Source organism: Intestinibacillus sp. NTUH-41-i26, from assembly GCF_032769475.1.
Taxonomy (GTDB): Bacteria; Bacillota; Clostridia; order Oscillospirales; family Butyricicoccaceae; genus Agathobaculum; species Agathobaculum ammoniilyticum.
The window spans coordinates 1,977,501-2,001,126 of sequence record NZ_CP136477.1; the positions used below are offsets into that span (position 1 = coordinate 1,977,501).

General features: G+C 58.7%; 22 protein-coding genes and 2 pseudogenes. 4 read left to right on the top strand and 20 right to left on the bottom strand.

Going from position 1 to position 23,626, the window contains the following annotated elements; translation table 11 throughout:
- Nucleotides 1–273 precede the first annotated feature (273 nt).
- The 15 genes and pseudogenes from RX717_RS10175 to rplS all read right to left on the bottom strand — a co-directional run bounded on the left by RX717_RS10175 (nt 274) and on the right by rplS (nt 14,149).
- Complete coding sequence (locus tag RX717_RS10175) at nt 274–594, bottom strand: SCP2 sterol-binding domain-containing protein (RefSeq protein WP_054327552.1); 321 nt, start codon at nt 592–594, stop codon at nt 274–276.
- A 98-nt stretch (nt 595–692) separates the two neighbouring features.
- A complete protein-coding gene (locus RX717_RS10180; RefSeq protein WP_054327553.1) occupies nt 693–1,085 on the bottom strand; it encodes a hypothetical protein in 393 nt (130 codons plus the stop codon).
- Nucleotides 1,082–1,684 carry a ribosome biogenesis GTP-binding protein YihA/YsxC gene (gene yihA, locus RX717_RS10185; RefSeq protein ID WP_107631955.1) on the bottom strand — a complete coding sequence of 201 codons (603 nt, stop codon included), beginning with the start codon at nt 1,682–1,684 and terminating at the stop codon, nt 1,082–1,084. Before yihA ends, RX717_RS10180 begins: the two co-directional genes overlap by 4 nt.
- 169 nt (nt 1,685–1,853) lie before the next feature.
- Nucleotides 1,854–4,118: pseudogene (lon, locus tag RX717_RS10190) on the bottom strand (endopeptidase La); the annotation flags it as partial.
- Between the two features lie 133 nt (nt 4,119–4,251).
- A pseudogene (clpX, locus tag RX717_RS10195) lies at nt 4,252–5,569 on the bottom strand (ATP-dependent Clp protease ATP-binding subunit ClpX).
- Between the two features lie 39 nt (nt 5,570–5,608).
- Complete coding sequence (clpP, locus tag RX717_RS10200) at nt 5,609–6,190, bottom strand: ATP-dependent Clp endopeptidase proteolytic subunit ClpP (protein WP_054327555.1); 582 nt, start codon at nt 6,188–6,190, stop codon at nt 5,609–5,611.
- 222 nt (nt 6,191–6,412) lie between these two features.
- Complete coding sequence (gene tig, locus RX717_RS10205; protein ID WP_082397187.1) at nt 6,413–7,753, bottom strand: trigger factor; 1,341 nt, start codon at nt 7,751–7,753, stop codon at nt 6,413–6,415.
- A gap of 80 nt (nt 7,754–7,833) precedes the next feature.
- Nucleotides 7,834–8,535, bottom strand: a complete 702-nt coding sequence (locus tag RX717_RS10210; protein ID WP_107631953.1) for a metallophosphoesterase — start codon at nt 8,533–8,535, stop codon at nt 7,834–7,836.
- Nucleotides 8,536–8,537: 2 nt separating this feature from the next.
- Nucleotides 8,538–10,031 carry a threonine synthase gene (thrC, locus tag RX717_RS10215; RefSeq protein WP_316960273.1) on the bottom strand — a complete coding sequence of 498 codons (1,494 nt, stop codon included), beginning with the start codon at nt 10,029–10,031 and terminating at the stop codon, nt 8,538–8,540.
- Nucleotides 10,032–10,052: 21 nt separating this feature from the next.
- Nucleotides 10,053–11,021: a dipeptidase gene (locus tag RX717_RS10220; RefSeq protein ID WP_316960274.1), complete on the bottom strand. Its 969-nt coding sequence runs from the start codon at nt 11,019–11,021 to the stop codon at nt 10,053–10,055.
- A gap of 2 nt (nt 11,022–11,023) precedes the next feature.
- Nucleotides 11,024–11,374: a YraN family protein gene (locus RX717_RS10225; protein WP_242977951.1), complete on the bottom strand. Its 351-nt coding sequence runs from the start codon at nt 11,372–11,374 to the stop codon at nt 11,024–11,026.
- The gene (locus RX717_RS10230) at nt 11,371–11,988 is read right to left on the bottom strand and encodes a ribonuclease HII (RefSeq protein WP_054327558.1); all 618 of its coding nucleotides are present in this window, start codon (nt 11,986–11,988) and stop codon (nt 11,371–11,373) included. The genes RX717_RS10225 and RX717_RS10230 overlap by 4 nt, the downstream gene beginning before the upstream one ends.
- Before the next feature lie 197 nt (nt 11,989–12,185).
- A complete protein-coding gene (gene ylqF, locus RX717_RS10235) occupies nt 12,186–13,040 on the bottom strand; it encodes a ribosome biogenesis GTPase YlqF (protein ID WP_054327559.1) in 855 nt (284 codons plus the stop codon).
- Between the two features lie 4 nt (nt 13,041–13,044).
- Nucleotides 13,045–13,539: a signal peptidase I gene (gene lepB, locus RX717_RS10240; protein WP_316960275.1), complete on the bottom strand. Its 495-nt coding sequence runs from the start codon at nt 13,537–13,539 to the stop codon at nt 13,045–13,047.
- 268 nt (nt 13,540–13,807) lie between these two features.
- The gene (gene rplS, locus RX717_RS10245; RefSeq protein WP_054327561.1) at nt 13,808–14,149 is read right to left on the bottom strand and encodes a 50S ribosomal protein L19; all 342 of its coding nucleotides are present in this window, start codon (nt 14,147–14,149) and stop codon (nt 13,808–13,810) included.
- A gap of 237 nt (nt 14,150–14,386) precedes the next feature.
- Here rplS and RX717_RS10250 point away from each other — a divergent pair, with 237 nt between their 5' ends.
- Nucleotides 14,387–15,697 carry an alpha-amylase family glycosyl hydrolase gene (locus RX717_RS10250; RefSeq protein WP_107631950.1) on the top strand — a complete coding sequence of 437 codons (1,311 nt, stop codon included), beginning with the start codon at nt 14,387–14,389 and terminating at the stop codon, nt 15,695–15,697.
- A gap of 55 nt (nt 15,698–15,752) precedes the next feature.
- Here RX717_RS10250 and RX717_RS10255 read toward each other — a convergent pair whose 3' ends face one another.
- Together RX717_RS10255 and RX717_RS10260 are read right to left on the bottom strand one after the other, a co-directional pair.
- The gene (locus tag RX717_RS10255) at nt 15,753–17,837 is read right to left on the bottom strand and encodes an S-layer homology domain-containing protein (RefSeq protein ID WP_186949857.1); all 2,085 of its coding nucleotides are present in this window, start codon (nt 17,835–17,837) and stop codon (nt 15,753–15,755) included.
- Between the two features lie 71 nt (nt 17,838–17,908).
- Nucleotides 17,909–18,706 carry a YlmH family RNA-binding protein gene (locus tag RX717_RS10260; RefSeq protein WP_107631948.1) on the bottom strand — a complete coding sequence of 266 codons (798 nt, stop codon included), beginning with the start codon at nt 18,704–18,706 and terminating at the stop codon, nt 17,909–17,911.
- 137 nt (nt 18,707–18,843) lie between these two features.
- On the opposite strand from RX717_RS10260, the gene RX717_RS10265 reads away from it, so the two are divergent.
- The 3 genes from RX717_RS10265 to RX717_RS10275 are packed head-to-tail and all read left to right on the top strand — an operon-like array spanning nt 18,844 to nt 20,402.
- Nucleotides 18,844–19,386, top strand: coding sequence for a biotin operon repressor (locus RX717_RS10265; RefSeq protein WP_316960276.1), 543 nt, complete (start codon nt 18,844–18,846; stop codon nt 19,384–19,386).
- Nucleotides 19,298–19,828: a biotin--[acetyl-CoA-carboxylase] ligase gene (locus tag RX717_RS10270; protein WP_316960664.1), complete on the top strand. Its 531-nt coding sequence runs from the start codon at nt 19,298–19,300 to the stop codon at nt 19,826–19,828. The genes RX717_RS10265 and RX717_RS10270 overlap by 89 nt, the downstream gene beginning before the upstream one ends.
- A 37-nt stretch (nt 19,829–19,865) precedes the next feature.
- Complete coding sequence (locus RX717_RS10275) at nt 19,866–20,402, top strand: hypothetical protein (RefSeq protein ID WP_107631946.1); 537 nt, start codon at nt 19,866–19,868, stop codon at nt 20,400–20,402.
- A 29-nt stretch (nt 20,403–20,431) separates the two neighbouring features.
- On the opposite strand, the gene RX717_RS10280 is transcribed toward RX717_RS10275, so the two are convergent.
- From RX717_RS10280 to RX717_RS10290, 3 genes are all read right to left on the bottom strand, one after another.
- Nucleotides 20,432–21,253 carry a 4Fe-4S dicluster domain-containing protein gene (locus tag RX717_RS10280; RefSeq protein WP_107631945.1) on the bottom strand — a complete coding sequence of 274 codons (822 nt, stop codon included), beginning with the start codon at nt 21,251–21,253 and terminating at the stop codon, nt 20,432–20,434.
- 45 nt (nt 21,254–21,298) lie between these two features.
- Nucleotides 21,299–21,646 carry a TIGR04076 family protein gene (locus RX717_RS10285; protein ID WP_054327568.1) on the bottom strand — a complete coding sequence of 116 codons (348 nt, stop codon included), beginning with the start codon at nt 21,644–21,646 and terminating at the stop codon, nt 21,299–21,301.
- A 293-nt stretch (nt 21,647–21,939) separates the two neighbouring features.
- Nucleotides 21,940–23,598, bottom strand: a complete 1,659-nt coding sequence (locus tag RX717_RS10290) for a ribonuclease J (RefSeq protein ID WP_054327569.1) — start codon at nt 23,596–23,598, stop codon at nt 21,940–21,942.
- Nucleotides 23,599–23,626 lie beyond the last annotated feature (28 nt).

A 23,626-nucleotide genomic window follows, 5' to 3' on the forward strand; every position in this document is an offset into this window, starting at 1 on the left:
GCCGCCGCCCCTTCCGAAGCAGCTTATTCAGTATATCAAACCCAAAGCTGTTTGTCAAGAACTTTTTTCTTCTTTTTTCAGCTTTTTCCGCCGCGCACTTCCGCAGCTCGTTTACTATACTATATCCCCCTCCACTTTGTCAAGTCCTCCCTCCCCCTTTCTTTCTATAACTACCTTCGTTATGGCCACGTCAAAAGCCTTTCCCCATTTTCATATTTTATGCAAAAACCGCCTGTTTGTAGGACAAACAGGCGGTTTTTTATAAACGAAAGCTTATTTCATCAATTCGGCCAGCAGCATTACCTTATCGACATTTCCCTCTACCTTGATTTTGCCTTCCGCAATGGCAACCTGCGGAATCAGCTTCCCGTTAAGGATTTTCTCCAGATTGGTCAGCGTTCCAGATACGCTAGCGTCACGGTCGATATACTCATACGGCATTACCGAGAGCACGCCATTGAGAATCTCGATGTAGAATACACCGGTGACCTTGCCGGTAAGATTAAACTGCACGGCTACCTTGCCCTGCGTCCCAGCAATATCCGCTTTGCTGAGTTTGTTGTAGATTTTGCCAATCAACTGATCAACGGTCATTGGAATCGCCCCCTGGTCGTATTTATAATTTTATTATACGTTTTTTCAGGAAAAATGCAAGTCCATTTTACCTCTTTATTACAGATAATTCCAACGGCTTACGTTTTTCGGACAAACTGCGTGCGGCAGTGCGGGCAGGTGATGCTGATCTTCCCTTTTCCGCGCGGAACACGGAGCCTTTGCTTGCACTGGGGGCATTTGAAATAGCGGTGCGTTTTTCTGTCCGCGAAGCGCATGCGCGCATTGCGGAGCTTGACCGAAACGGGTCCCCACCACCGCAAAAACTTTTGATTCTCCGCATACCGAGCCTGGATGTTGCGCGAAAAGATACGGAAATAGCACAGGATCAGCAGCGCGAGGATGAACACACCCATCCAGTTCCAGCCAGTGATCCATTCAATCAGAATCAGCGCCACGCCCAGCAAAAGCAGCGCATTGTTAAGCTGATCGCTTCCATAGCGCCCAGCCATAAAACGGCGGAAGAAATTCATTGTTCCGAGCCTTCCTTTCCAATATATCCATAAATATGTGCAAGGACCTCGTCTCTGCCTATCCCTTTCTCCGCTGAAAACGGAATGACCGGCACCTCCGCCGGAAGCAGGAGCGTCCGCCTGATCTCGGCCAGATTTCCCTCCAACTGGCTTTTTTTGATCTTGTCCAGCTTATTGGCCACAACGATCCACGGCTTATCCGAGGCGCGGAACCAGTCCGCCATGGTCACATCATCCCGCGTCGGCTTATGCCGGATATCGACAATCTGTATCCCGACCGTGAGCAGCCCTAACGCAAAATAGGTTTCCATCAGCGCCCCCCACCGCTGCTGCTCCGCTTTGGATACCCGCGCGTAGCCGTATCCGGGTAGATCGACCAGATACATCTTCCTGTCGATCACGAAATAGTTGATATGCACGGTCTTGCCCGGCTGCGCGCTGACGCGCGCAAAGTTTTTGCGGCCCAGCAGTTTGTTGATAACCGAGCTTTTTCCTACGTTGGACTTGCCGGCAAACACCACCTGAGGCAGTCTGTCCGATGGGAAATCGCTTTCTTTCACCGCAGAGCGGAGAAATTCCGCATTGTGCAGATTGAGCATACTTCCCCGCCTCCATTACTGTACGACCGGAGCCGCTGGCGCATCCGTACGCCTTGCGACCGGCCCGCGCGCCGATTTCTTCCTTTTTTTCCGGCCGCTTCGAAAAATCGATCGCCGTTTCCATCACGGTATCCATATGCGCGGCGGGAACGAACCGCAGCGTCTCGCGCACCACCGGCTCGATATCCTGCAGGTCGGGCTCGTTCTCCTTGGGGATGACTATCGTCTTAATGCCTGCGCGGTACGCCGCCATAGTCTTTTCCCGCAAGCCACCGATCGGCAGCACACGGCCGCGCAGTGTTACCTCGCCCGTCATGGCGACATCATGCCGCACCGGCGCTTCGGTCAGCGCGGAAACCAACGCGGTCGTGATCGTCACGCCTGCGGAAGGCCCGTCCTTCGGGACGGCGGCCTCTGGAAAATGGATATGCAGGTCGTTATCCTTGTAGAACATCGGGTCGATATCCAGCGTCTGCGCGCGCGAACGAACAAATGTGACCGCCGCTTTTGCGCTCTCCTGCATGACTGTACCCAGGTTGCCCGTGACCTCAATCTTGCCCGTACCCGGCACGACTGCCACTTCCACCTCGAGCATCTCGCCGCCGACACTTGTCCACGCCAGCCCGTTGACGATACCGACTTCATCCTTTTTGCTCACCACGTCATCCTTGTAGGGCGGCACGCCGAGCAGGCTCTCCATATTTTTACTCGATACAATCAGCCGCTTCCCACCTTCCGCAACATGCTTGGCCGCTTTACGGCACAGCTTGGCGAGCAACTGCTCCAGCCGCCGCACGCCGGCTTCCCGCGTATATCCGGCAATCACCGTTCCCAGCATCTTTTCGCTCAGCGTAAGCTGGGACTTCTGCAGGCCATGCTTTTTCATCTGCTTGGGCAGCAGGTGATGCAGCGCGATCTGGCGCTTTTCCTCCTCCGTATAGGAGGACAGCTCGATGACCTCCATGCGGTCAAGCAGCGGGCGCGGCACAGTGGACAGGTCGTTTGCCGTTGTCAGGAACAGTACGTCGGACAGGTCGAACGGCAGTTCAATGTAATGATCGCGGAACGCAACATTCTGCTCGGTGTCCAGCACCTCCAGCATGGCCGATGCCGGATCGCCCCGAAAGTCGCTGCCCATCTTGTCAATCTCGTCGAGCAGGATAAGCGGATTGGCGGTCCCCGCGCGGCGCAGCGCGTCGATGATGCGGCCGGGCATCGCGCCGATGTAGGTCTTGCGGTGGCCGCGGATATCCGCCTCGTCCCGCACGCCGCCCAGGCTCATGCGCGCGTAATTGCGCCCCATCGCTTCCGCGACCGATTTGGCGATTGAGGTCTTGCCCACACCCGGCGGTCCGACCAGGCACAGCACCTGCCCTTTCAGCTCAGGCGCAAGCGCTTTGACCGCCAGGAACTCCATGATACGCTCCTTGACCTTTTTCAAACCATAGTGGTCCCGATCAAGGATATCTTGCGCAGCCCGCAGATCGTGCCGCTCCTCGCTTTTGCCGTTCCACGGCAGCTCCAGCACGGTATCCAGATAGGTGCGAACCACGCCCTGCTCCGCGTTCGAGCCACCCAGCTTTGCAAAGCGGTCGACCTCCTTCATCAGCTTTTCCTCGCATTCCTGCGGCAGGTGCAGGGCAAGCACACGCTTACGGTATTCCTCCGCTTCCGCAGCGGCGTCCTGTTCGCCCAACTCCCCCTGGATGACCTTGATTTGCTCCCGCAGATAGTATTCCCGCTGGTTCTTGTCGATCTGCGTTTTCAGTTCGTCCTGTATCTCGTTTTCGATCTTGAGGATTTCAGTCTCCTCGCCCAGCAGGCGAATCACCATGGCCAGGCGCCGCGTCACATTCAGCTCATCCAGGATCTCCTGCTTGGCGGACACGTCGACTGCGAGGTTCTGCGCGATATAATCCGCCAGCCAGCCCGGCGCGCCGCCTGCGGCGACCGTCATCTCCACATCGGACGAAATGCGCGCCGCGTGCTGCGCATACTCGGCGAAGCGCTCCTGCGCCGTGCGGACGAGCGCTTGGGCACGCCGCTCGGTGACGCCCTCGAAATAATCCTCCAGTTCCTCCACTTCGGCGTAAATGCAGCCGTCGTCGCGCGTCGGATTGACGAACTGGTGCGCCAGCGCGCGGCTGCGCCCTTCGACCAGAACGCGGATATTGTCGCCCGGCAGACGCAGAATCTGCTTGATCATGCACACCGTCCCCATCTGGTACAGGTCGCCCGGCGACGGGGTATCGGTTTTCAGCTCGCGCTGGGCGGTCAGGAAAATCATCTGCCCGTTCTTCATCCCCGCCTCCAGCGCGCGAATCGACATCATTCTGCCCACGTCAAAATGAATAATCATTTGAGGAAACGCTGTCAGCCCGCGCAGCGGCAGCACTGGCAGCCGCGTCAGCGTTGTCCCGATTGTTTCTATCATAGTTCCTCTCCTTGCGGAAAATAGTTGAATAAAGTCAGTATAGTATATTTTTTGTCGCTTGTAAAGCGCCGCATACTGTCAAAAAAGCAAAAAAGCGGGCGAAACGAACGTCCCGCCCACATTTTTCATCGTTTTATGCGCTTATATTCGGCATGGCCAGTTTTTCGACATCGGCGTCCTTTTTCCCTGCGGGCGGCAGCGCAAGCCGCGCGCCGTATCCCAGGAGCGGCTCGCTTTTGCCCTCTACCACATCGCGGGTGATTGTGACGCGGTTGACCGTCTCATCGGACGGTATACGGAACATGATATCGGTCATCACGCTTTCCAGCACGCCACGCAGCCCGCGCGCGCCGGTCTTGCGCTGCAGCGCGATCTCCGCCACCTTGGCGAGCGCCTCCGGCTCAAACGAGAGCGCGACGCCATCCATCGCAAACAGCGTCTCATACTGCTTGACAAGCGCGTTTTTTGGCTCCTGCAGGATGCGCACGAGCGCCGCTTCGTCCAGCGTATCCAGCGACACGATCGCCGGCAGGCGGCCGATCAGCTCGGGAATCAGGCCGTATTTCATCAGATCATGCGGCTCGATCTGCGCCAGCAGGCGGTCGGTCTGATCCTCCTGCTTGCCCTTCACCTCGGACCCAAAGCCCATCCCCTGCTTGCCGATGCGTCTCTGGATGATACCCTCGATCCCATCGAACGCGCCGCCGCAGATGAACAGGATATTGGTCGTATCAATCTGGATAAACTCCTGATGCGGATGTTTGCGGCCGCCCTGCGGCGGGACGTTTGCCGTCGTACCCTCCAGCATCTTGAGAAGCGCCTGCTGCACGCCCTCGCCCGACACATCGCGCGTGATCGAGGGGTTTTCGCTCTTACGGGCGATCTTGTCGATCTCATCGACATAGATAATACCGTGCTCCGCCAGTTCCACGTCAAAATCCGCTGCCTGTATCAGACGGAGCAAGATGTTTTCCACATCCTCGCCCACGTAGCCGGCCTCAGTCAGCGTGGTCGCGTCCGCAATGGCGAACGGGACCTGCAAGGTCTTGGCCAGCGTCTGTGCGAGCAGCGTCTTGCCGGAACCGGACGGCCCCAGCATCAGAATATTGGATTTTTGCAGCTCCACCTCGGTATCCGGATGGTAAATGCGCTTATAGTGGTTGTATACCGCAACGGACAGCGCGACCTTCGCGCGGTCCTGCCCGATGACATACTCATCGAGCACGGCCTTAAGCTCCTGCGGGGTCGGCAGGCGCTCGGGCTGGATCATCGTGGTTTCTTCGCGTTCGTCCGCGGAAAAATCCAGCTCATCGTCCAAAATGCTGGTGCATACGCCGATGCACTCGTCGCAAATATACACGCCCCGGACCGGCAATCAGTTTGCGCACCCGATTCTGCGGCTTGCCGCAGAAAGAGCATTTCAGCGTTTTTTCATCATCATAATTCGGCATATGGCACCTCTATCCGGCTAATTGCCTTTTTGTGTTTCCTCAATGCTTGTCGAACACCTTATCGATCAAGCCGTATTCTACCGCTTCCTCCGCAGACATGAAATTGTCGCGCTCGCAGTCCGCAGTCACGACCTCGATCGGCTTGCCGGTATTTTCCGACAGGATCTTGTTCATGCGCTTTTTGATGATCTCCAACCGCTTGAGATGGATCGCCATATCCGTGATCTGGCCCTGCGTACCCGCAGAGGGCTGATGGATCATAATCTCCGCGTTGGGAAGCGCATAGCGCTTGCCCTTCGCGCCCGAAGACAGCAGGAATGCGCCCATCGAGGCGGCCATGCCGATGCAGATGGTCGAAACATCGCATTTGATATAATTCATAGTGTCGTAGATCGCCATGCCCGCCGTGACCGAACCGCCGGGGCTGTTGATATACAGCGAGATATCCTTATCCGGATCCTGCGCCTCCAGATACAGCAGTTGAGCGACGACCAGCGACGCGGTCGTGTCATTGACCTCCTCGCAGAGCATGACGATGCGGTCATTGAGCAGGCGGGAATAAATGTCGAACGAACGCTCGCCGCGTCCGGTCTGCTCGATAACCATTGGGACTAAACTCACGTTAAGACTCCTTTCCAAGAGAGGTGGATGCGGCGCGCTTCCATCCGGCGGGATACAGGGCGCGGAAACACCCGCTCCTCCGTCCCGCATGCAGAAAGACGGCGGCCGCCGGTTCCTCCCTGCGGGTTCCAGCGTAAAAGAGCCGCGCGGTGCCGCGGCTTTTTTACCGGGGCGGCTGCACGTCCGCCCCGCACTCCTTATACTTTTTGCGCGGAAAGCGGATCACTCCGCCGCATCTTCCGCAGCCTCGGCTTCGTCAGCGGACTTTTTCTTGGCCGCCGGCTTTTTCACCTTGGCATTTTTCTTGAGGAACTCCAGCGCGTTCGAGATCTTCAGATCCTCGCGCAGCGCCTCCGCATTAACGGCAGCCTTGATCTTATCGACCTCCATGCCGTACTGCTCCGCCATTTTACCATATTCCTCATCCACTTCCGTGTCGGAAACTGCGATATTCTCCAGCGCAGCGAGCTTCTGCAACGCGAGGCGGGTCTTGACCTGGCGCTCCGCCTGCTCGCGGAACATGCCGCGGAACGTGTTCATATCCGTGCCGGTCATCTTGAGGTACTGCTCCATCCCCATGCCCTGCATCTGCATGCGGTAGCCGAAATCCTGTACGGCGGAGTCGATCTGGTTCTCGATCATGGCCTGCGGGATGTCCGCTTTCATAACCGCGATCAGGCCGTCGATCAGCTTATCCTCAAAATCGTGCTCGGCCGCTTCCTGACGCTGCGCCTTCAGGCGGTCGCTGATCTCCTTTTTCAGGTCGTCGAGCGTTTCGCAGGTGTCGGACACGTCTTTGGCGAACTCGTCGTCCATTTCCGGCAGGATGGTTTCCTCAACCTTATGCACCTTGCACTTGAACACAGCCTCCTTGCCGGCCAGCTCCTTGGCATGGTACTCCTCTGGGAAGGTTACGACAACGTCTTTCTCGTCGCCCGCCTTGCAGCCGATCAACTGGTCCTCAAAGCCTGGGATGAACGAACCCGAGCCGAGCGTCAGCGCGTGATGCTCCGCCTTGCCGCCGTCAAACGGCTGGCCGTCGACAAAGCCCTCGAAGTCCAGATCGACTGTGTCGTTCTTCTTCGCCTTGCGGTCAACCGTTTCCGTGCGCGCGTTGCGCTGCGCCAGACGGTTCAGCTCAGCCTTGACGTCCGCGGCGAGGACCTTGACCGTTTCCTTTTCCACTTCAATGCCCTTATATTCGCCCAGCTCGACCTCCGGCTCGACCGGCACCTTGGCGATGATGGTCAGGCCGCCCTCTTCCGCAGGGTCGCCCAGGTCAACGTCCGCGCGGCCCACCGGCTTGATACCGGACTTCTCCACGGCCATATCCATCGCTTCCGGATATACAATATTAAAAGCCTCTTCAAAGAACACGCCCTCGCCGTACAGCTTTTCGATCATCTTGCGCGGCGCCTTGCCCTTACGGAAGCCCGGGACCGTGATATTTTTGCCGGTTTTCTTGAACGCCTTGTCCTTAGCAGCCTCAAACTCCGCCTTGGTTACCTCGATCGTCAGCGCGACAACGCTGTGCTCCTGCTTTTCCGTATTTTTCAGTTCCATGTTGCCAAACTCCTTACTTGAATACTTTGTTGTATCTAAGTTATTCTACCAGATTATTATAAGGATTTCCATACTTTTTTCTACTTTTTCAGAAAAATCGGGGTGAAATCCACATGATCTCCCGAAACCAGCCGCCATTCTATCCCCTCATGCACACCCTCGACCGCGTAGCGCAGGCTTTCCGAGTGGAGGTGGCCGTAAATGCACCGCCTGACGCCGTACCGCTGCATCAGCTCGATCATCGGCCCGCAGCGGAAACCCGCGTACAGCGGCGGGTAATGCAGGAAGCAGATGATCTCCTCCGGCTCCGCCGCCGCGCCCAGCTTGAGCGATGCCTCCAGTCGGAGCAACTCGCGCCGGAATATTTTCTCGTTATGGGGGTCGGAGAAGTCCTCCTCAAACGGCCAGCCGCGCGTACCGCACAATGCGGTTTCGCCATAGAAAAAACAGTTGTTATGCAGGAAATCGATCGTGGAAAAGCTGTTTTCCCCTAAAAAACGGTGCATTTTTGCCGCGGTCTCCCACCAAAGGTCGTGGTTCCCCTTGAGTATCAGCTTTCTGCCCGGCAGCCCGTCGATCAGGGCGAAGTCCCCCCTTGCTTCCGCAAGGCTGATGCCCCAGGAAATATCCCCTCCCAGCACAACGGTATCCTCCGGCGCGATGAGTGCGCGCCAATGTGTTACGATCTTGTCCGTATGTCCCTGCCAGCGGCCGCCGAAAATATCCATCGGCTTTTCCACACCCGTGGCCAGATGCAGGTCGGCCAGCGTATACAGCGCCATGCTTACAGATCCCGCAGCAGGCTGACGGTCGAAAGGATATCAGCCTTGTCCACCACGCGCTCAAAGCGCGGGGGCCTGCCCGCCAACGCGGCGAGCGGTGAGGGCGCCGGGGTGTTCGTCAGCGCGGTCAGTACGTCAAGCTGGGTCACGTCGTCCTTTTCCAGCGTCCCGCCGAGCGCCTCGATAACCGAACGGCAGAACTTGAACGGCGACGCCGTGGACGCGATCACAACCGGCGTCTCATCTCCCGTGCGGACGCGGTAATCCTCGTATACCCGCACCGCAACCGCCGTATGCGTATCGCACAGGTAATGCTCGGTCTCCCACAGCGTCCGGATAGTTTCCGCGGCGGCACGGTCGTCACAGCAGCCCGCGTCGAAGTCCGCATCGATTTTCGCAAACACATCCTTTGCGACCTGATAGCTGCCGCCGCGCGCGAGCTTGTCCATCAGCTCCGCGACCAGCTTGTCGTCGTAATCCGAAGCAAAGAACAGCAGGCGTTCCAGATTGGAGGAGATCAGGATATCCATTGACGGGGAGGTTGTGGTGTAAAAATCCCGATTCCGGTCATACGCGCCGCCTTTTTTGAAAAAGTCGGTCAACACATTGTTGCGGTTGGAGGCGCAGATCAGCTTGTTCACCGGCAGCCCCATCCGCTTTGCAATATACGCTGCCAGGATGTTGCCGAAATTTCCGGTCGGGACGCAGATATTGATCTTTTCGCCCATTTCCACCGCGCCGCTTTTGACCATATCGCAGTAAGCCGACACATAGTAAGCGATCTGCGGTGCCAGACGGCCCCAATTGATCGAATTGGCCGATGACAGCATCATCCCGTCCCGATCAAGCTCCTCGCGCGTTTTTTCATCCGTGAAGATGCGCTTGACCGCGCTCTGCGCGTCATCGAAATTGCCGCGGATGGCAACCACCTCGACGTTTCCGCCCTCCTGCGTGACCATCTGCAGCTTCTGCATGGGGGACACGCCATCCACCGGATAATAAACCATGATTTTGGTTCCCTGCACATCGTGGAACCCATCGAGCGCAGCCTTTCCCGTGTCGCCCGATGTCGCCACTAGGATGCAGGCTGTACGCGTTTCGCCCGTTTTGCGCAGCGAGGCGGTCAACAGATGCGGCAACATCTGCAGCGCCATGTCCTTGAACGCGCAGGTCGGCCCATGCCACAGCTCGAGCATATTCCTGCCCCCGCCGAGCGCCACGACCGGCGCGGTATCCGCGCCGCCGAATTTCTCATCCGCATAGGCCTTGGCCGCGTAGTCCGCAAGCTCCTCTGCCGAAAAATCCGTCAGGAATTTGCCGAGGATGCATGCCGCGCGCCCCTTATAGTCCATGCCCGCCAGCGCTTCCCAGTCCTCCGCGGCAAGTGCCGGAAAGCCGGTTGGGCAGTACAGGCCGCCATCCGGCGCGATGCCGTTGGCGATTGCATAGGCTGCGGTCACCCTAGCCGCTTTGTTTCTTGTGCTTACATAATCCATATTGTTAAACCTCCGCAGTTTTTACAACATTTTTTGTACAAACGCAAATGCGTTATCATAAAACAGGCCGTCCACCGTGCTCTGCCGGTACCCCAACGCGAGCATCCGGTCCGCGAGACGGTACAGGTCGCCCAGCCCGTCTATACCGGCCGGCAATTCGTCGCATCCGTCGAAATCACAGCCCAGCGCAACTGTCCGTTCCCCATACAGCCCCAGAAAATGCTCGATATGGTCGATCGCATCCTCGATGGTCGAATCGCTCTGCCGCACCAAAAACGGCGTGTACAGGTTGATGCCGACCAGCCCGCCGCGCCGCGTGATCTCGGCAAACTGCCGGTCGGTCAGATTGCGCGGATGCCGGCACAGCGCGCGCGAATCGCTGTGCGACGCCACAAACGGACCGTCAATCGTCTCGCACACGTCCCAGAAGCCCTGCTCGGACAAATGCGACACGTCAACGATGATCCCCCTGTCCGCACAGCCGCGCACCAGCTCCCGCCCCGCGTTCGTCAACCCCTCCTCCTGATCGAGCGTCGCGGGGCAGCCGAAACGGCTGCGGTAGTTCCACGTCACGGTAAGCAGCCGGACGCCCGCCTCGTAGGCGTTATCCAGCGCGTCCGGACGGTCCGGCAGCAGTTCCGCGCCCTCGATGGACAAAAAGGCTGCGGCCTTGCCGCCCCGCGCCGCCTCCGCCAAATCGTCCGCCGAGCGGCAGAACGACAGCCAATCCGCATTATCCGCGAACTCGCGCCGCGCGGTTTCCAGCATACGTTCCAAGCGGCGGTCCGCCGGCGTGTCAAGCAGGCAGTCCCGCTCCCGCGCCAGCGTCTCCGAAGGTGCCCGCGCCCCGCAGAACAGGGCGAAAAACTGCGCATAGTGGCGGTATTTCCGTGCGGCGGCGCGGTTCACATGCAGGTCGTTTTCCCGCAGGCTCCTGCCGGTTTCGCAGCACTCGTACAGCGTGTCGCAGTGCAGGTCGAACAGCTTCATACTCACCCTCCAAAGGCGTTTTCCAGATGGTTGATGCGCGGTGGGACTGGCGCGCCCTCCTCGCCATAAACTTCTATCACGTCAAACCGCGGCTGAAGGCCGGACGGATGCGCCTGCAGCCAGGCCTCCGCCGCCGCGATGACGCGCGCCTGCTTGGCTGCGGTCACATGCTCGCGCGCTGCGGCGAAGCGGTCGTTTTTCCGCGTCTTGACCTCGATAAATACAATATATTTCCCATCCCGCGCAATCATGTCGATTTCCCCGAAGCGGGTGCGGAAATTGGTCGCCTCCGTGCGGTAGCCGCGCTGCTCCAAAAAGGCGCGCGCCGCGCGCTCCCCCCACGCGCCTTTCATCGCGGCGCCTCCGGATGCTTTTGGTAAAACTTTCTCAGGAAGGTCCTCCGGTGGATCGGGCATGGCCCGTTGGCAAGCAGCGCCTGGTCGTGCGCCCGTGTCTCATACCCCTTATGCTTTTCAAAACCATATGCCGGATACTGCTCCGCAAACCGGCGCATCAGCCGATCCCTTGTCACCTTGGCGAGAATGGAGGCCGCCGCGACCGATGGGATCTTCGCATCGCCCGCGACCACGCATTCATGCGGCAAGCCGAGCCCCTCGGAGCGGTTGCCATCCACATAGGCGAAGTCGGCTGGACGGGTCAGGCCCTCGACCGCCTGCCGCATCGCGCGATAGGTGGCCTGCAGTATGTTAATCTCGTCGATCGTCTTTTCATCCACCAACGAAACCGACCAAGCGAGCGCGTTCTCCGTAATCACGTCGAACAGCGCTTCCCGCTTTTTCTCGCTGAGCTTTTTCGAGTCGTTCAGCCCTTCGATCTGGACGCCGCCCGGCAGGATAACCGCCGCCGCGCACACCGGCCCCGCGATCGGGCCGCGGCCCGCCTCATCCACGCCGCAGACTGCGGAATAGCCCGCCGCCCATGCCTTTTGCTCAAATTCCCACGTCATCACAACGACCTCTTTGGAATGGATAATGAAAGCTCCCCACGCCGCAGCGCGCATAGAGCAGATAATTCAGATGCCGCGAAGCAACGTCCGAATTATCATAAAAAAGCGGAGAAAAGTGTGTCCTCTGGACGCGCTTTTCGCGGCCCTGGACGCATCCGCGCCGCGCGGTGCGTCCTCCCGCGAATGAAACCGTGGTTTCATTCGGCGCACTCAAGCGTGATCCTCCCCAGCACCCCGCCCCGAAACTCGTCGAGCAGGATGCGGGCCATGCGCTCGGTATCGATCTCACCGCCGCGCAGCAGAAAACCGCGCCGCCGGCCCGCCTGCTGAAGCAGGTCGTAGCCCAAGGAATCGCTTTCCTCCGGCATCACGACGCCATACCGGCCAGCAATTGCCTGCGGCGCCTGCACCGCGAGCAGCTCCATCAGCCTGCAGCCGAGCGTTTCCACATCCAGGATGTCGTCCTTGATCGCTCCGGTACACGCCAGCAGGATGCCAACCCGCTCATCGTCAAACTTCGGCCACAGGATGCCCGGCGTGTCGAGCAGGTCGATGCCGTTTTCCACACGGAACCACTGGCTGCCGCGCGTCACGCCCGGCTTGTCCGCCGCCTTGGCGGACTTTCGCCCGAGGATACGGTTTATAAACGTGGACTTGCCCACGTTCGGAATACCAACCACCATCACGCGGACCGCCTTCCCGACCAGCCCCTTCTCATTCCACGCCGCGATCTTGTCCGCGAGCAACAAGCGCACCGCGCCTGCAAACGCCTGCGTCCCCGTCCCCGCGCGGCTGTCGGTTTCAATGACCGCCATGCCCTGCGCGCGGAAATGTTTCGCCCACGCGGCAGTCATCGCCGGATCGGCCAGATCGATCCGGTTCAGCACCATCAGCCTCGGCTTTCCCGCCGCGATTTGATCCATATCGGGATTGCGCGAGACTTGGGGGATGCGCGCGTCGACAACCTCGCACACCGCATCTACCTGCTTGATATATTCCGCCATCTGCCGGCGGGTTTTTGTCATGTGTCCGGGATACCATTGTATATTCATCGCGTTACGCCACCGATCCAAATGCGCTGAACGGGTATACCACGCTCAGCACATGCCCCAGGATATACCGCTCATCCACCATGCCCAGGCTGGACCAACGGCTGTCGGTCGAGTAATTACGGTTGTCGCCCAGCACATAGATGCAGCCTTCCGGCACGGTCTGCGGATAGGTCATGTCGCCCATTTTCTCCAGCGTGTTAATCTTTTCTGCAATATACGGCTCGTCGAGCGCCTCACCGTTTACCAGCACATCCCCCGTGACCGGATCGATGTCCACCGTATCGCCGCCGGTCGCGATGATGCGCTTGACGATCGGCTGGTCCCCATAAAAGCCCTCCTTGCGCAGCACGACAATGTCACCCTTTTCCGGCGTGTAATTCAGGTTGCTGACCAGCATGATGCTGTGATCCTCCAGCGTCGGGTACATCGATGTCCCGTCCACACCGATCAGGCGCACAAAAAAGGTGAATACGACGACAAAAAATATCAGCACAGTCATCAGGGATTCTCCCCAGCTGAACAGCTCGCTGGAGAAACGACCCTCCGCCTTCTTTTTTCTCTTCGGTCTGCGTTTCCTGCATGAATAATTCCTCCAAAAAGATAAACATACGATTTTATTATAGCTATATATCGCCTGCTATGCAAGCCCAAATCCTCCGCGCCTGCGCTTTCAAGGGCTTCTCAGCCGGCTCCGCAGACAGAAGACCATCCGCCGCTGATACAAAAACGGGGAGCATGACGCTCCCCGTTTTTGTATTTGGTTGTTCTCAAACCTTCTCGGCAACCTTGGCAGCCTTGCCCACGCGGCCGCGCAGGTAGTACAGCTTGGCGCGGCGGACCTTACCGCTGCGCACAACCTCGAACTTCGCTACGTTCGGGGAGTGTACCGGGAACGTCTTTTCAACGCCTACACCGTAAGAGATGCGGCGCACGGTAACCGTCTGGTTCACACCAGCGTGCTTCTTGGCAATAATGATGCCCTCAAACACCTGAATACGCTCACGGTTGCCTTCCTTGATCTTCGCGTGTACCTTAACGGTATCGCCGATCTTGAGCTCCGGCAGGTCGCTCTTGAGCTGCTGCTCGGACAGTACTTTGACCAGATCCATTTTTCTGTCATCCTTTCGTCTTAGACATTCTTGCCCTATTTTCTGAAAATAAGCAGAGGAATGCCCGTGTTACCGATTAATAATACCACATCGCACCTCCCTTTGCAAGCATTTTTTATTATTATTTGCACGGTTCCGCCGTGCAGATGTAAAGTTTCCGCTTTCGCTTGGTTTTGCCGCGTCCATCGTGTATACTATTACTATATCCCCAGAGGGAGCAGAAAGGAGCTTACACCTATGTGGGCTTATGAAAGCGTATTCTATCAGATCTATCCGATCGGCTTCTGCGGCGCGCCGCGCGTCAACGATGGCCAAACCGTACCCCGCATCCGGAAAGCCGGCCGCTGGGCGGAGCACATCGCCAGGCTTAGCTGCAACGCCGTATATTTTTCCCCGCTTTTTGAATCCGACAGCCACGGCTACGACACCCGCGATTTCCGCAAGGTGGACTGCCGCCTGGGCACGAACGAGGACTTTGCCTCGGTCTGCACCGCGCTGCACCAGAACGGCATCCGTGTCGTGCTCGACGGCGTGTTCAACCATGTCGGCCGCGGCTTCTGGGCTTTCCGCGACGTGCAGGAGAAAAAATGGGATTCCCCCTATAAGGACTGGTTCCATATTTCATTCGATGGCAATTCGGGCTATAACGACGGTTTCTGGTACGAGGGCTGGGAGGGACACTATGAGCTGGTCAAGCTCAACCTGAAAAACCCCGCGGTCGTACAGCATATCTTCGGCTGCATCCGGCTTTGGGTAGACGAGTTCGATATCGACGGGCTGCGCCTTGACGTGGCCTACTGCCTGGATAAGGATTTCCTCCGCCAGCTTCGCGCGTTCTGCGACACGCTCAAGCCCGACTTTTTCCTCGTCGGCGAGCTGCTGCACGGCGACTATAACCAGTTCGTGGGAGAGGGCATGCTGCATTCCTGCACCAATTATGAATGCTACAAGGGCCTGTATTCCTCCCTGAACAGCATGAACCTGTTCGAGATCACCCATTCCCTGCTGCGCCAGTTCGGTCCGGAAAACTGGACGCTCTACCGCGGCAAGCATCTGCTGGGGTTTGCGGACAATCACGATGTCACGCGCGCCGCGTCCATCCTGCAGAACCCCAGGCACCTGCCGCTGATTTACGCGCTGCTGTTCGGCATGCCGGGCATCCCTTGCCTCTACTATGGGAGCGAATGGGGTGCCAAGGGCGAAAAGCGCGAGGGCGACGACGCACTGCGTCCCGCGTTCGATGCGCCGGAGTGGAACGAGCTGACCGGCTGGATCACCGCGCTGGCAAAGGCGCACCGCGGCAGCAAGGCGCTGTGTTACGGCGATTTCAGACAGGTCGTCCTGACCAACAGACAGTGCATCTGGGAGCGCGCCTGCGAGGGTGAACGCGTTCTTGTGGCGGTCAACATTGACGACCACCCCTACACCGCGCATTTTGACGCGAAATGCGGTCGGGCGGTCGATCTGATCACCGGCGCGCCGCACGATTTCGGCGGCGGCAGCGAGCTGCCCCCTTATTCGGCGTTTTTCTGGCAGTGCGAGCGATAACTCCAAACAGGCAAAGGCCGCCGGCGGAACCGGCGGCCTTTTTTTTGTCCGCTGCTTAAATGTAATCGATGACCAGCGTATATACCGAATTGTCCGACATCGTCACGGAAAATTCCACATATCCGCTCGAACGGCGGAAGTTCTCGAGCGCGGTTTTGGTAAGGGTCAGGGCTTTATCCGATACTTGGTAGTCCGTCCCCTCCTTCAGCGTCTGCACCGAACTGTTTTTGACTGCGGTGACGTTGCGGACAGTGAGCCGGCTGAGCGGCAGCGCGAAGTCAGGCTCGCTCGGCACATAGGTGTCATATTCCGCCACAAAGATGTTGACGCCCTCGGGTGTGGAATCCTCCACCGTCAGGTTGATCGTCCGCTGCTCCCCGTTCGCCAGGTCCACCGCCACGGTATATGTACCCGCACGCAGTTGGGCCAGCAGGCCGCGCCGCAGCACCAGCGCCCGCGTGGAATTGTTAAACCCATAATCGATGCCTGACAGCCCCAGCACAACGCGCACGATATCGCTTTCCGCGCCGACCCCGTCCAGCTTAACGTTCAGGTCCTTGAAGCCGGACGACTTATAGTACCGGTCGAATACCAGCTCTTCCGCGTCCGCGGTGGCCGAGGAATTGGTTACCGTGACCGCGATGCTCGACCGCTTGCCGTCCGAAAGCGTAAGCACCAGAGTATGGCTGCCCCGCGTCAGCGTGCCGAGATAGGAGGTCAGCAGCCGGATCCCCGAGCCGCTCGTGTTGTAAGCGACCGACGGGGACAGGGTCGCGCCGTCGCATGTCACGGAGGATACCGATTTTCCGGAAGGCAGCGAAATATTTACCCCACTGCCCAGCGCGGACAGGTCGTTCAGATCGACGCTGATGCTTGCCGGCTCCACGCCCGCCGTGCTTGAAACGCTGACCGACTGCCCGCCGATCGTGGCTGTCACCCCGCGGCCGAGCGTATAGCCGGAAACCGTGACGCTGCTTGCGAAGCTGACCCCGTCCGCATTGATATCCGCCTGATAGACCGAACCATAGCCCGTGATGGACGCGGCCTTATCCGCAGTCAGGTGATAAACCGCTGCGCCCGCAGTTGTGCTGACCGTGGCTTCGTCCTCGAGCGTCAGGTTTGTCACGTTCGCGTCCAACGTCAGCGAGACGCGCTCCCCGCCGTTCACAACAACATCCGCATATCCCTCATACCCCGTGGTTGTCAGCCCTTTTTCATACAGAGTAGCTGCGGTCTGCACCTCGGTCTGCTTGATGTGCGTAGCGCCTGTTGCAGTTACCTGCATCAGGCGCCCCATCGGAGACGAAACAATCATATGGTCGCTCGTCGTATTTACCATTGTAACCGTGCCGCCGGACACGATGATCGAACCGTTGACCGTAACATTGGTCAGCGTCACGGCATCCGAGCCGAGACCCTCGGTGATGTACAGGTCTCCCTGAATCGCCGCATCGGACAGCGTGCAGTTTTCCGATATTGTCACATTGGTGGTATCGGTTTTCAGATCCGCGCCGGTGTAAGCCTTGCCGGCCGTGGAAAGCGACGTCCCCAGATAATAATACAGGATCTTCGCGACCTCGCCGCGCGACACAACCTTGCCCGGCTTAAACGTGCCGTCGCTGTAGCCCGCGATAAAGCCCTTGTCCGCCGCGGCCTTGATGTATCCCGCGGCCCAGTCGGACACCTGGCTCTTGTCCGTAAACGTCAGGTCGGACGGGGAAACGTTTCCCGGGTCGGCCTTGAACAGACGGCCGATGATGACCGCGGCCTGCTCGCGGGTCACTTTACCCTCCGGCTCCATTTTATTGTTTCCCGTGCCGTTGATGTAACCATACCGCTCCGCTATCTGGATGGTTTCATAATACCAGGCGTTCGACGGGACATCCGTATAGGAAATGGAGGTCGTCTCCGTGAAATGGAACGCGCGGTTGATATACCGCATAAACTCCGCGCGTGTCATATCGCGGTCGGGCTCATAATTGCCTGTTGTCGCGCTGGGATTGATCACGCCCTCGCGGTCAAGATATTCGATGTAACTTTTTGCCCAATGCGACTCGATATCGGACGCTGCGAGAGCCGTTGGGAGCATCGCGACCAGCATGGCCGCGCTCAGCAGAAAAGACAACCATCGTTTTTTCATATCTAAACACCCCTTATTGCTGTTGTCATCAGTGTACCATACCGAGGCGGTTTTGACAACAGGCATTCTCTTCATACCGTTTTAACAAAATTGATAAACAGCCTTCCCTTGCGGCTGGTGCCGCCGAACGCCTCGATCCGCGCGCGGCCTAGGCCGCGCACGGTCAGCCGGTCGCCCTCGTCCACCTGACGCTCCGGCTTGAGGCAGGGCATGTGGTTCAGGAACACCAGCCCTTTCTCAATCCGCGCCTGCGCCTCTGCCCGCGGCAAGCCAAACACCAGCGCCACCACGCTGTCCAGCCGCGGCGACGCGACCGATCCGCTTCCGCTTTTTTCGACGACGGAAGCCGCCTTGAGGTTCCCGATTACCTCCCTGGTAAGCGAAATTTGTTTTCTGCCAGCCTTGGAAAAATGCAGCAGAATGAAATCCGCCATTTCCTCCAGCACCAGGATGTCCGCCCCTTCGTCATGTACCAGAATATCGCCGACGACCGCCCGCTCGATCTGCAGCCCCATGAGCGCGCCCAGATAGTCGCGGTGGGTCAGCGCATCCTCTTTGCGCTTGTGCGCGCGCAGCAGCGCGAGCGGCGCGGCCTGTCTGGCGCCGTCCCCATCCAGATAGTCCGGATAAAACAGGTATACACCCCGCTCGGCGTCCTCATAACCGCCCCAAAACAGCGCATGCCCCGCCGCACCACTCAGCCGCACCGCCTCCGCGCAGATCGCGCGCTCGTTCGGGTCAAGGAATTTGGTATGCGTCAGATAGCCGCGCGACACGCAGGTCTGCTCCTTGTCCAGCAGCCCCGCGAGCAACAGCCGTTCTTCGTTCGACCGCGCGAGCGCGGCCAGTATCTCCTGTTTGCTCTTCACATTATGCCCTCTCTTACTTTTCCTAAGCTATTTTCTATTGTACTCTTTCCCCTTTTCGTTTACAATAGAAAGGAACGCGTGTCCCGCATAAAAAGCGGACGGCACAATATAGAACATGACTCATCAGGTACAGGGGGATGATTCGGTTGGCAGTCAAGGACGCGGTGCTGCGGGCGCTGGAACAGGCGCGGGGAGAACGTCTGTCGGGCGGTATGCTCGCGGAGCGGCTGGGCGTGTCGCGCGCGGCGGTACACAAGGCGATCGGCGTGCTGCGCAGCGAAGGGCTTGCAATCGACGGGGTCCCCGGCGAAGGCTACCGCCTTGCGCCGGATGACGACAGCCTGACCGCAGCCGGCGTCCAGGCTCTGCTGGACACGGATTTTGTCGGACGCGACATGCTGGTTTTCCCCTCGCTCACCTCTACCAACACCGTGCTCAAGGAACGGTACCTCCACCGTCCGCACGGCTTCACCCTGCTTGCCGAGGCGCAGACCGGCGGACGCGGGCGGCTGGGACGCTCATTCTCCGCCCCCCGCGGGTACCGGCGTATACCAGACCATCCTGCTGCATCCCTCGCTCCCGCTGTCGCATATCCAGTTCGTCACCATAGCGGCCGCGGTCGCGGTGGCCGAAGCGATCGAGCGCACCGCCGACTTCTGTCCGCAGATCAAATGGGTTAACGATGTCCTGATGCATGGGCGTAAGCTGTGCGGCATCCTGACCGAAGCCACTATCGAAGGCGAGACGGGTACGGTCAGCTCGCTGGTCGTGGGCATCGGGGTAAACCTGCGCCCCAATCCGGCCTGGCCGGAGGAGGTGCGACAGGTGGCGGGCGCCCTGAGCGAATTCGGCGCAGTTCCGCGCCGCGCCGCCTTTGCGGCGGCGGTGTTGTCCCGCTTCGAACGCGCCTACACCCTGCTGGAGAGCGGCCGCGAGGCTGAGCTGCTTGACCGGTACCGGAGCCGACTGTGCTGCATCGGCAGACCGGTCACCGTCATCACCCCCGCCGGAAAGTACCAGGCCGACTGCACCGGCCTTGACGGAAACGGACATCTGCTTGTCCGTGACGCGCAGGGCGCCGTGCGCACGCTGTCCTCGGGTGAGATCAGCATCCGCCTGTAACCCCTGCCTATTTGATCGATAAAAAGGAGTATCCGCCATGTTTCAAACCGCCGCGGGCGTTACCGTCCCCTTCCCCGAAAAGCTGTCCGAGCAATACCAGCGGAACAGCGACACCCTGACCTGCAACCTCAGCTTTGAAAAGCTGCCTGATTTTGTCCGCTCGTTTTATGCGGAGCTGGAGGAGCCGCTGTTCCTCGCCATCCATCCGGACGCGGAATCCGACGAGGTGTGGTATCTGGACGGCATGACCAAAAAGCAGCTCACCCTGATCCTGGACGGATACGGAGAGCTGCTCTATCAGGATGGGCTTTCCGCGTTCGCTATTGGCTCGCTCGCAACCGAGGAGGAGCTTTTCGTGCAGAAATACAAGGTTCTGTCTCTTTACAGCCCGCGAAACGGCCGCTTTGAAGCGCTGCTCGAGCAGTTCGGCGCCGTTCCGACCGCGCACCTTGTCACCGCGTGGGATACGTTCTCGGCCGAGTACCCGGGGTCTGCCTCGCGCCTGGAAATCGCGGGCCAGACGGTTCCGGACATGATAAAGGAGCTGCAAAAAATCGGCATGTATAAAGGCTGACGCTATGCGTCAGCCTTTTATGATTGGCTTTAGAAAAACAGCCTGACCTCCGCGCGGCGTTTGTAGCCCTCCTCCAACTCGGTCTTATGGTATAAGTAACCGGCGTCGTCATAATATTTCGCGCCCTGCGGGCATTTTTTGACGCAGGCGCCGCATTTAATGCAGATGCCCGTGTATTCCCGCACGTTTTCCGGATTGATCGACCCCATCGGGCATACCGCGGCGCAAATTCCGCACTGGTCGCAGGCTTCGCCGGTCAGCGGCTTTACCTTTCGGATGTCCACCGGATTGCCCGCGCGGTCGCGCGGCTGGTAATAGGTACGCGCCTCCCGCGCGCGGCCCGGCACTTCGACCGGAGGCGTCTGCCCATCCACCCCGGCCAGCCGCGCGGCCGCCTGTCCGGCAAATTGCGCCGCAAGCAGCAGGTCGTCCACATCCGGACGTCCCGCCGCCAGCGTTTTCGAAAAGGAATGCTCCCCAACGAACGCCGCCCCCGCAAACGGGCGGAAACCGTTATCCGTCAAAATATCGCGCAACTCGATCAGCGCGTCGTCAAACGCGCGGTTGCCGAATGTCACGACCGGAATTGCCGCCGCGCCGCCGCCCTTTACCGTTTCCAGGTATTTGAGCAGTACGTTCGGCACGCGCCCCGCATAGGTGGGCGTACCGAAAACGACCACGTCCCCCGCCGCGAACTCCGGCGCGGTCCGCCGCGCCGCCGGCAGCGTAAAATCATATGTCTCCACAGCAAGCCCCAGCTCTGCCGCGAGCCGGTCCGCTATCGCGGATACGACGGTTTTTGTCGTCCCCGTCGCGCTCCAATACATCTTCCATACCCGTTCCGTTTTCATACTTTGTCCCTCCTTGTCTCTTTTGCGGGCGCTGTAACGCCCGGATCAGTCAAAAAACTTCCCCTTAAAGAAATTCTCATTCCCGAGCTTTTCCGCTGTCAGCCGAAACAGCACGCAGCCGTCCGGACACACAATATCCTTGGTATATCTGCCGCTACCGCCGATATTCTCCAAATCGCCTCCGCTCCTGACCGCCTCCATGATTGGGAACAGCATCATCATGGTTTTGGAACAGATTCCCTGCCCCTGCCCGTTTACAGGGCAGCCATAGGTGCAGGTGTACTTGTCCCCGACCTCCTCGCCGTTCCTGCAGTACCGCTCCGTATGGTCGCCGCGCAGGAATCCGGTTACCTCGATCTCAAACGCATACTCCTCGTCATACCATTTCTTCATATCCGATTCTCCTCCGTACGCGGCCTTTCGGTTTGCCCGCTTTGTTTCTATTATACCACAGCGGCCCGCACTTTTTTTGCCTGAGTCGGCCGCTAAGTGCCGCTGATGGTATAATGATGTATTTAATGTGTGTTTCACGGCTATTATATCACAGCGGCCCATCGGCGGACAATCGCCATTTCCGCGCCTTTCCTCTGCGCGGGCTATAGAAAGCAAACGAAAAAACGACCGCTTTGAGCGGTCGTTTTTTTGTTTCGTGGAAACGGGCTGCCAGCGCCCCCCGCTTTCCCACGTCAGATTTCCATAATAATCGGCAGCACCATCGGGCTGCGCTTTGTTTTTTTGAACAGGTAATCGCTCACATCGCCCTTGATCGCGGACTTGAGACTGTTCCAGTCGCGCAGATTCTCCGCCGCGCAGCGGTCGAGTGCCATCTGGGATATATTGCGCAGCTCCTCCATCAGATCCTCGGCTTCCTTTACATACACAAAGCCGCGGGATACGATATCCGGCCCTGCAATGACCACGCCCGTTGTTGCGTCTACCGTCACAACGACGACCAGCAGGCCGTCCTCAGAGAGATGCTTGCGGTCGCGCAGCACCGCCGTGCCAACGTCGCCGATACCAAGGCCGTCCACCAGCAGGCGTCCTGCAGGCACGGGATTGCCCAAACGCGCGGAATTCTCGCTGATTTCGACCGGCCGGCCGATCTCGGTAATGAGGATGTTCTTCGGGTTGACGCCCATTTCGCGCGCCAGCCCTGCATGCTGCATCAGCATGCGGTATTCGCCGTGTACGGGGATGAAGTACTTCGGCTTGCACAGGCCCAGCATCAGCTTGAGGTCCTCCTGGCACGCATGGCCGGAAACATGGATCGCGGCTGAACGGTCATAAATGACCTCCGCACCCTGCTTATACAGCTCATTGACCATATTGTTGATCGACTTCTCATTGCCCGGGATGGCAGAAGCAGCGATCAGGATACGGTCGCCTGTGTTGACCTCGACCTGCTTATGGCTGCCGTATGCCATGCGGTACAGGGCGGACATGGTCTCGCCCTGCGAGCCGGTAGAAACGATAATCAACCGGCTGCGCGGATAGCGCTTGATCTCGGCAATATCAATCATCACCTTGCCGGAGTCCTTCAGGTACCCCAGTTCGGTCGCAACCTTGGATATCTTCTCCATGCTGCGCCCGCAGACCGCGACCTTGCGCCCTGCTTTGGCTGCAATGTCGAGTATCTGCTGCAAACGGGACACATTGGAGGCGAACGTCGCGATGATGATACGCTGGTCACTTTCCGTGATAAACTTCTCCAGCGACTTGCCGACGATCTTTTCACTCGGCGTATAGCCCGGCCGCTCGACGTTGGTCGAATCGCTCATCAGTGCCAGGATACCCTTTTTCCCCAGTTCGCCGATGCGCACCAGGTCGATCATCTCACCAGAAACCGGCGTCAGGTCGATCTTGAAGTCGCCTGTGTGCAGGATCGTCCCCAGCGGCGTGGTGATAGCCAGCGCGACCGAATCCGCGATCGAGTGATTGGTATGGATGAATTCCACCCTGAAGCACCCGAGTTTGATCGAATCGCCCGCCCGCACATGGTTGAGCTTCACCTTCTGCGGCATCTTATGCTCGGAGAGCTTGGTCTCGATGATGCCGCAGGTCAGCCGCGTCGCATAGATCGGCGCGTTGCATTCGCGCAGCACATACGGGATCGCGCCGATGTGATCCTCATGACCGTGCGTGATGACATAGCCGCGCAGCTTGTTCAGGTTGCGCTTGAGGTAGGTCGTATCCGGTATGACCAGATCCACGCCCAGCATGTCGTCGTCCGGAAACGCGACACCGCAGTCCACCACAACGATATCGTTCCCGTATTCGATCACGGTCATGTTCTTGCCGATCTCGTTGAGGCCGCCCAGCGGTATGATTTTCAGTTTTTCTTTCATAATATCGATATCACTTTCCTTTTTTCAT

Coding starts and splice junctions, on each gene's coding strand:
- RX717_RS10175 (WP_054327552.1), bottom strand. CDS start 594: ATGACCGTTGATCAGTTGATTGGCAAAATCTACAACAAACTCAGCAAA.
- RX717_RS10180 (WP_054327553.1), bottom strand. CDS start 1,085: ATGAATTTCTTCCGCCGTTTTATGGCTGGGCGCTATGGAAGCGATCAG.
- yihA (WP_107631955.1), bottom strand. CDS start 1,684: ATGCTCAATCTGCACAATGCGGAATTTCTCCGCTCTGCGGTGAAAGAA.
- tig (WP_082397187.1), bottom strand. CDS start 7,753: ATGGAACTGAAAAATACGGAAAAGCAGGAGCACAGCGTTGTCGCGCTG.
- RX717_RS10210 (WP_107631953.1), bottom strand. CDS start 8,535: ATGGCGCTGTATACGCTGGCCGACCTGCATCTGGCCACGGGTGTGGAA.
- thrC (WP_316960273.1), bottom strand. CDS start 10,031: ATGGATTATGTAAGCACAAGAAACAAAGCGGCTAGGGTGACCGCAGCC.
- RX717_RS10220 (WP_316960274.1), bottom strand. CDS start 11,021: ATGAAGCTGTTCGACCTGCACTGCGACACGCTGTACGAGTGCTGCGAA.
- RX717_RS10225 (WP_242977951.1), bottom strand. CDS start 11,374: ATGAAAGGCGCGTGGGGGGAGCGCGCGGCGCGCGCCTTTTTGGAGCAG.
- RX717_RS10230 (WP_054327558.1), bottom strand. CDS start 11,988: ATGACGTGGGAATTTGAGCAAAAGGCATGGGCGGCGGGCTATTCCGCA.
- ylqF (WP_054327559.1), bottom strand. CDS start 13,040: ATGAATATACAATGGTATCCCGGACACATGACAAAAACCCGCCGGCAG.
- lepB (WP_316960275.1), bottom strand. CDS start 13,539: ATGACTGTGCTGATATTTTTTGTCGTCGTATTCACCTTTTTTGTGCGC.
- rplS (WP_054327561.1), bottom strand. CDS start 14,149: ATGGATCTGGTCAAAGTACTGTCCGAGCAGCAGCTCAAGAGCGACCTG.
- RX717_RS10250 (WP_107631950.1), top strand. CDS start 14,387: ATGTGGGCTTATGAAAGCGTATTCTATCAGATCTATCCGATCGGCTTC.
- RX717_RS10255 (WP_186949857.1), bottom strand. CDS start 17,837: ATGAAAAAACGATGGTTGTCTTTTCTGCTGAGCGCGGCCATGCTGGTC.
- RX717_RS10265 (WP_316960276.1), top strand. CDS start 18,844: ATGATTCGGTTGGCAGTCAAGGACGCGGTGCTGCGGGCGCTGGAACAG.
- RX717_RS10275 (WP_107631946.1), top strand. CDS start 19,866: ATGTTTCAAACCGCCGCGGGCGTTACCGTCCCCTTCCCCGAAAAGCTG.
- RX717_RS10280 (WP_107631945.1), bottom strand. CDS start 21,253: ATGAAAACGGAACGGGTATGGAAGATGTATTGGAGCGCGACGGGGACG.
- RX717_RS10285 (WP_054327568.1), bottom strand. CDS start 21,646: ATGAAGAAATGGTATGACGAGGAGTATGCGTTTGAGATCGAGGTAACC.
- RX717_RS10290 (WP_054327569.1), bottom strand. CDS start 23,598: ATGAAAGAAAAACTGAAAATCATACCGCTGGGCGGCCTCAACGAGATC.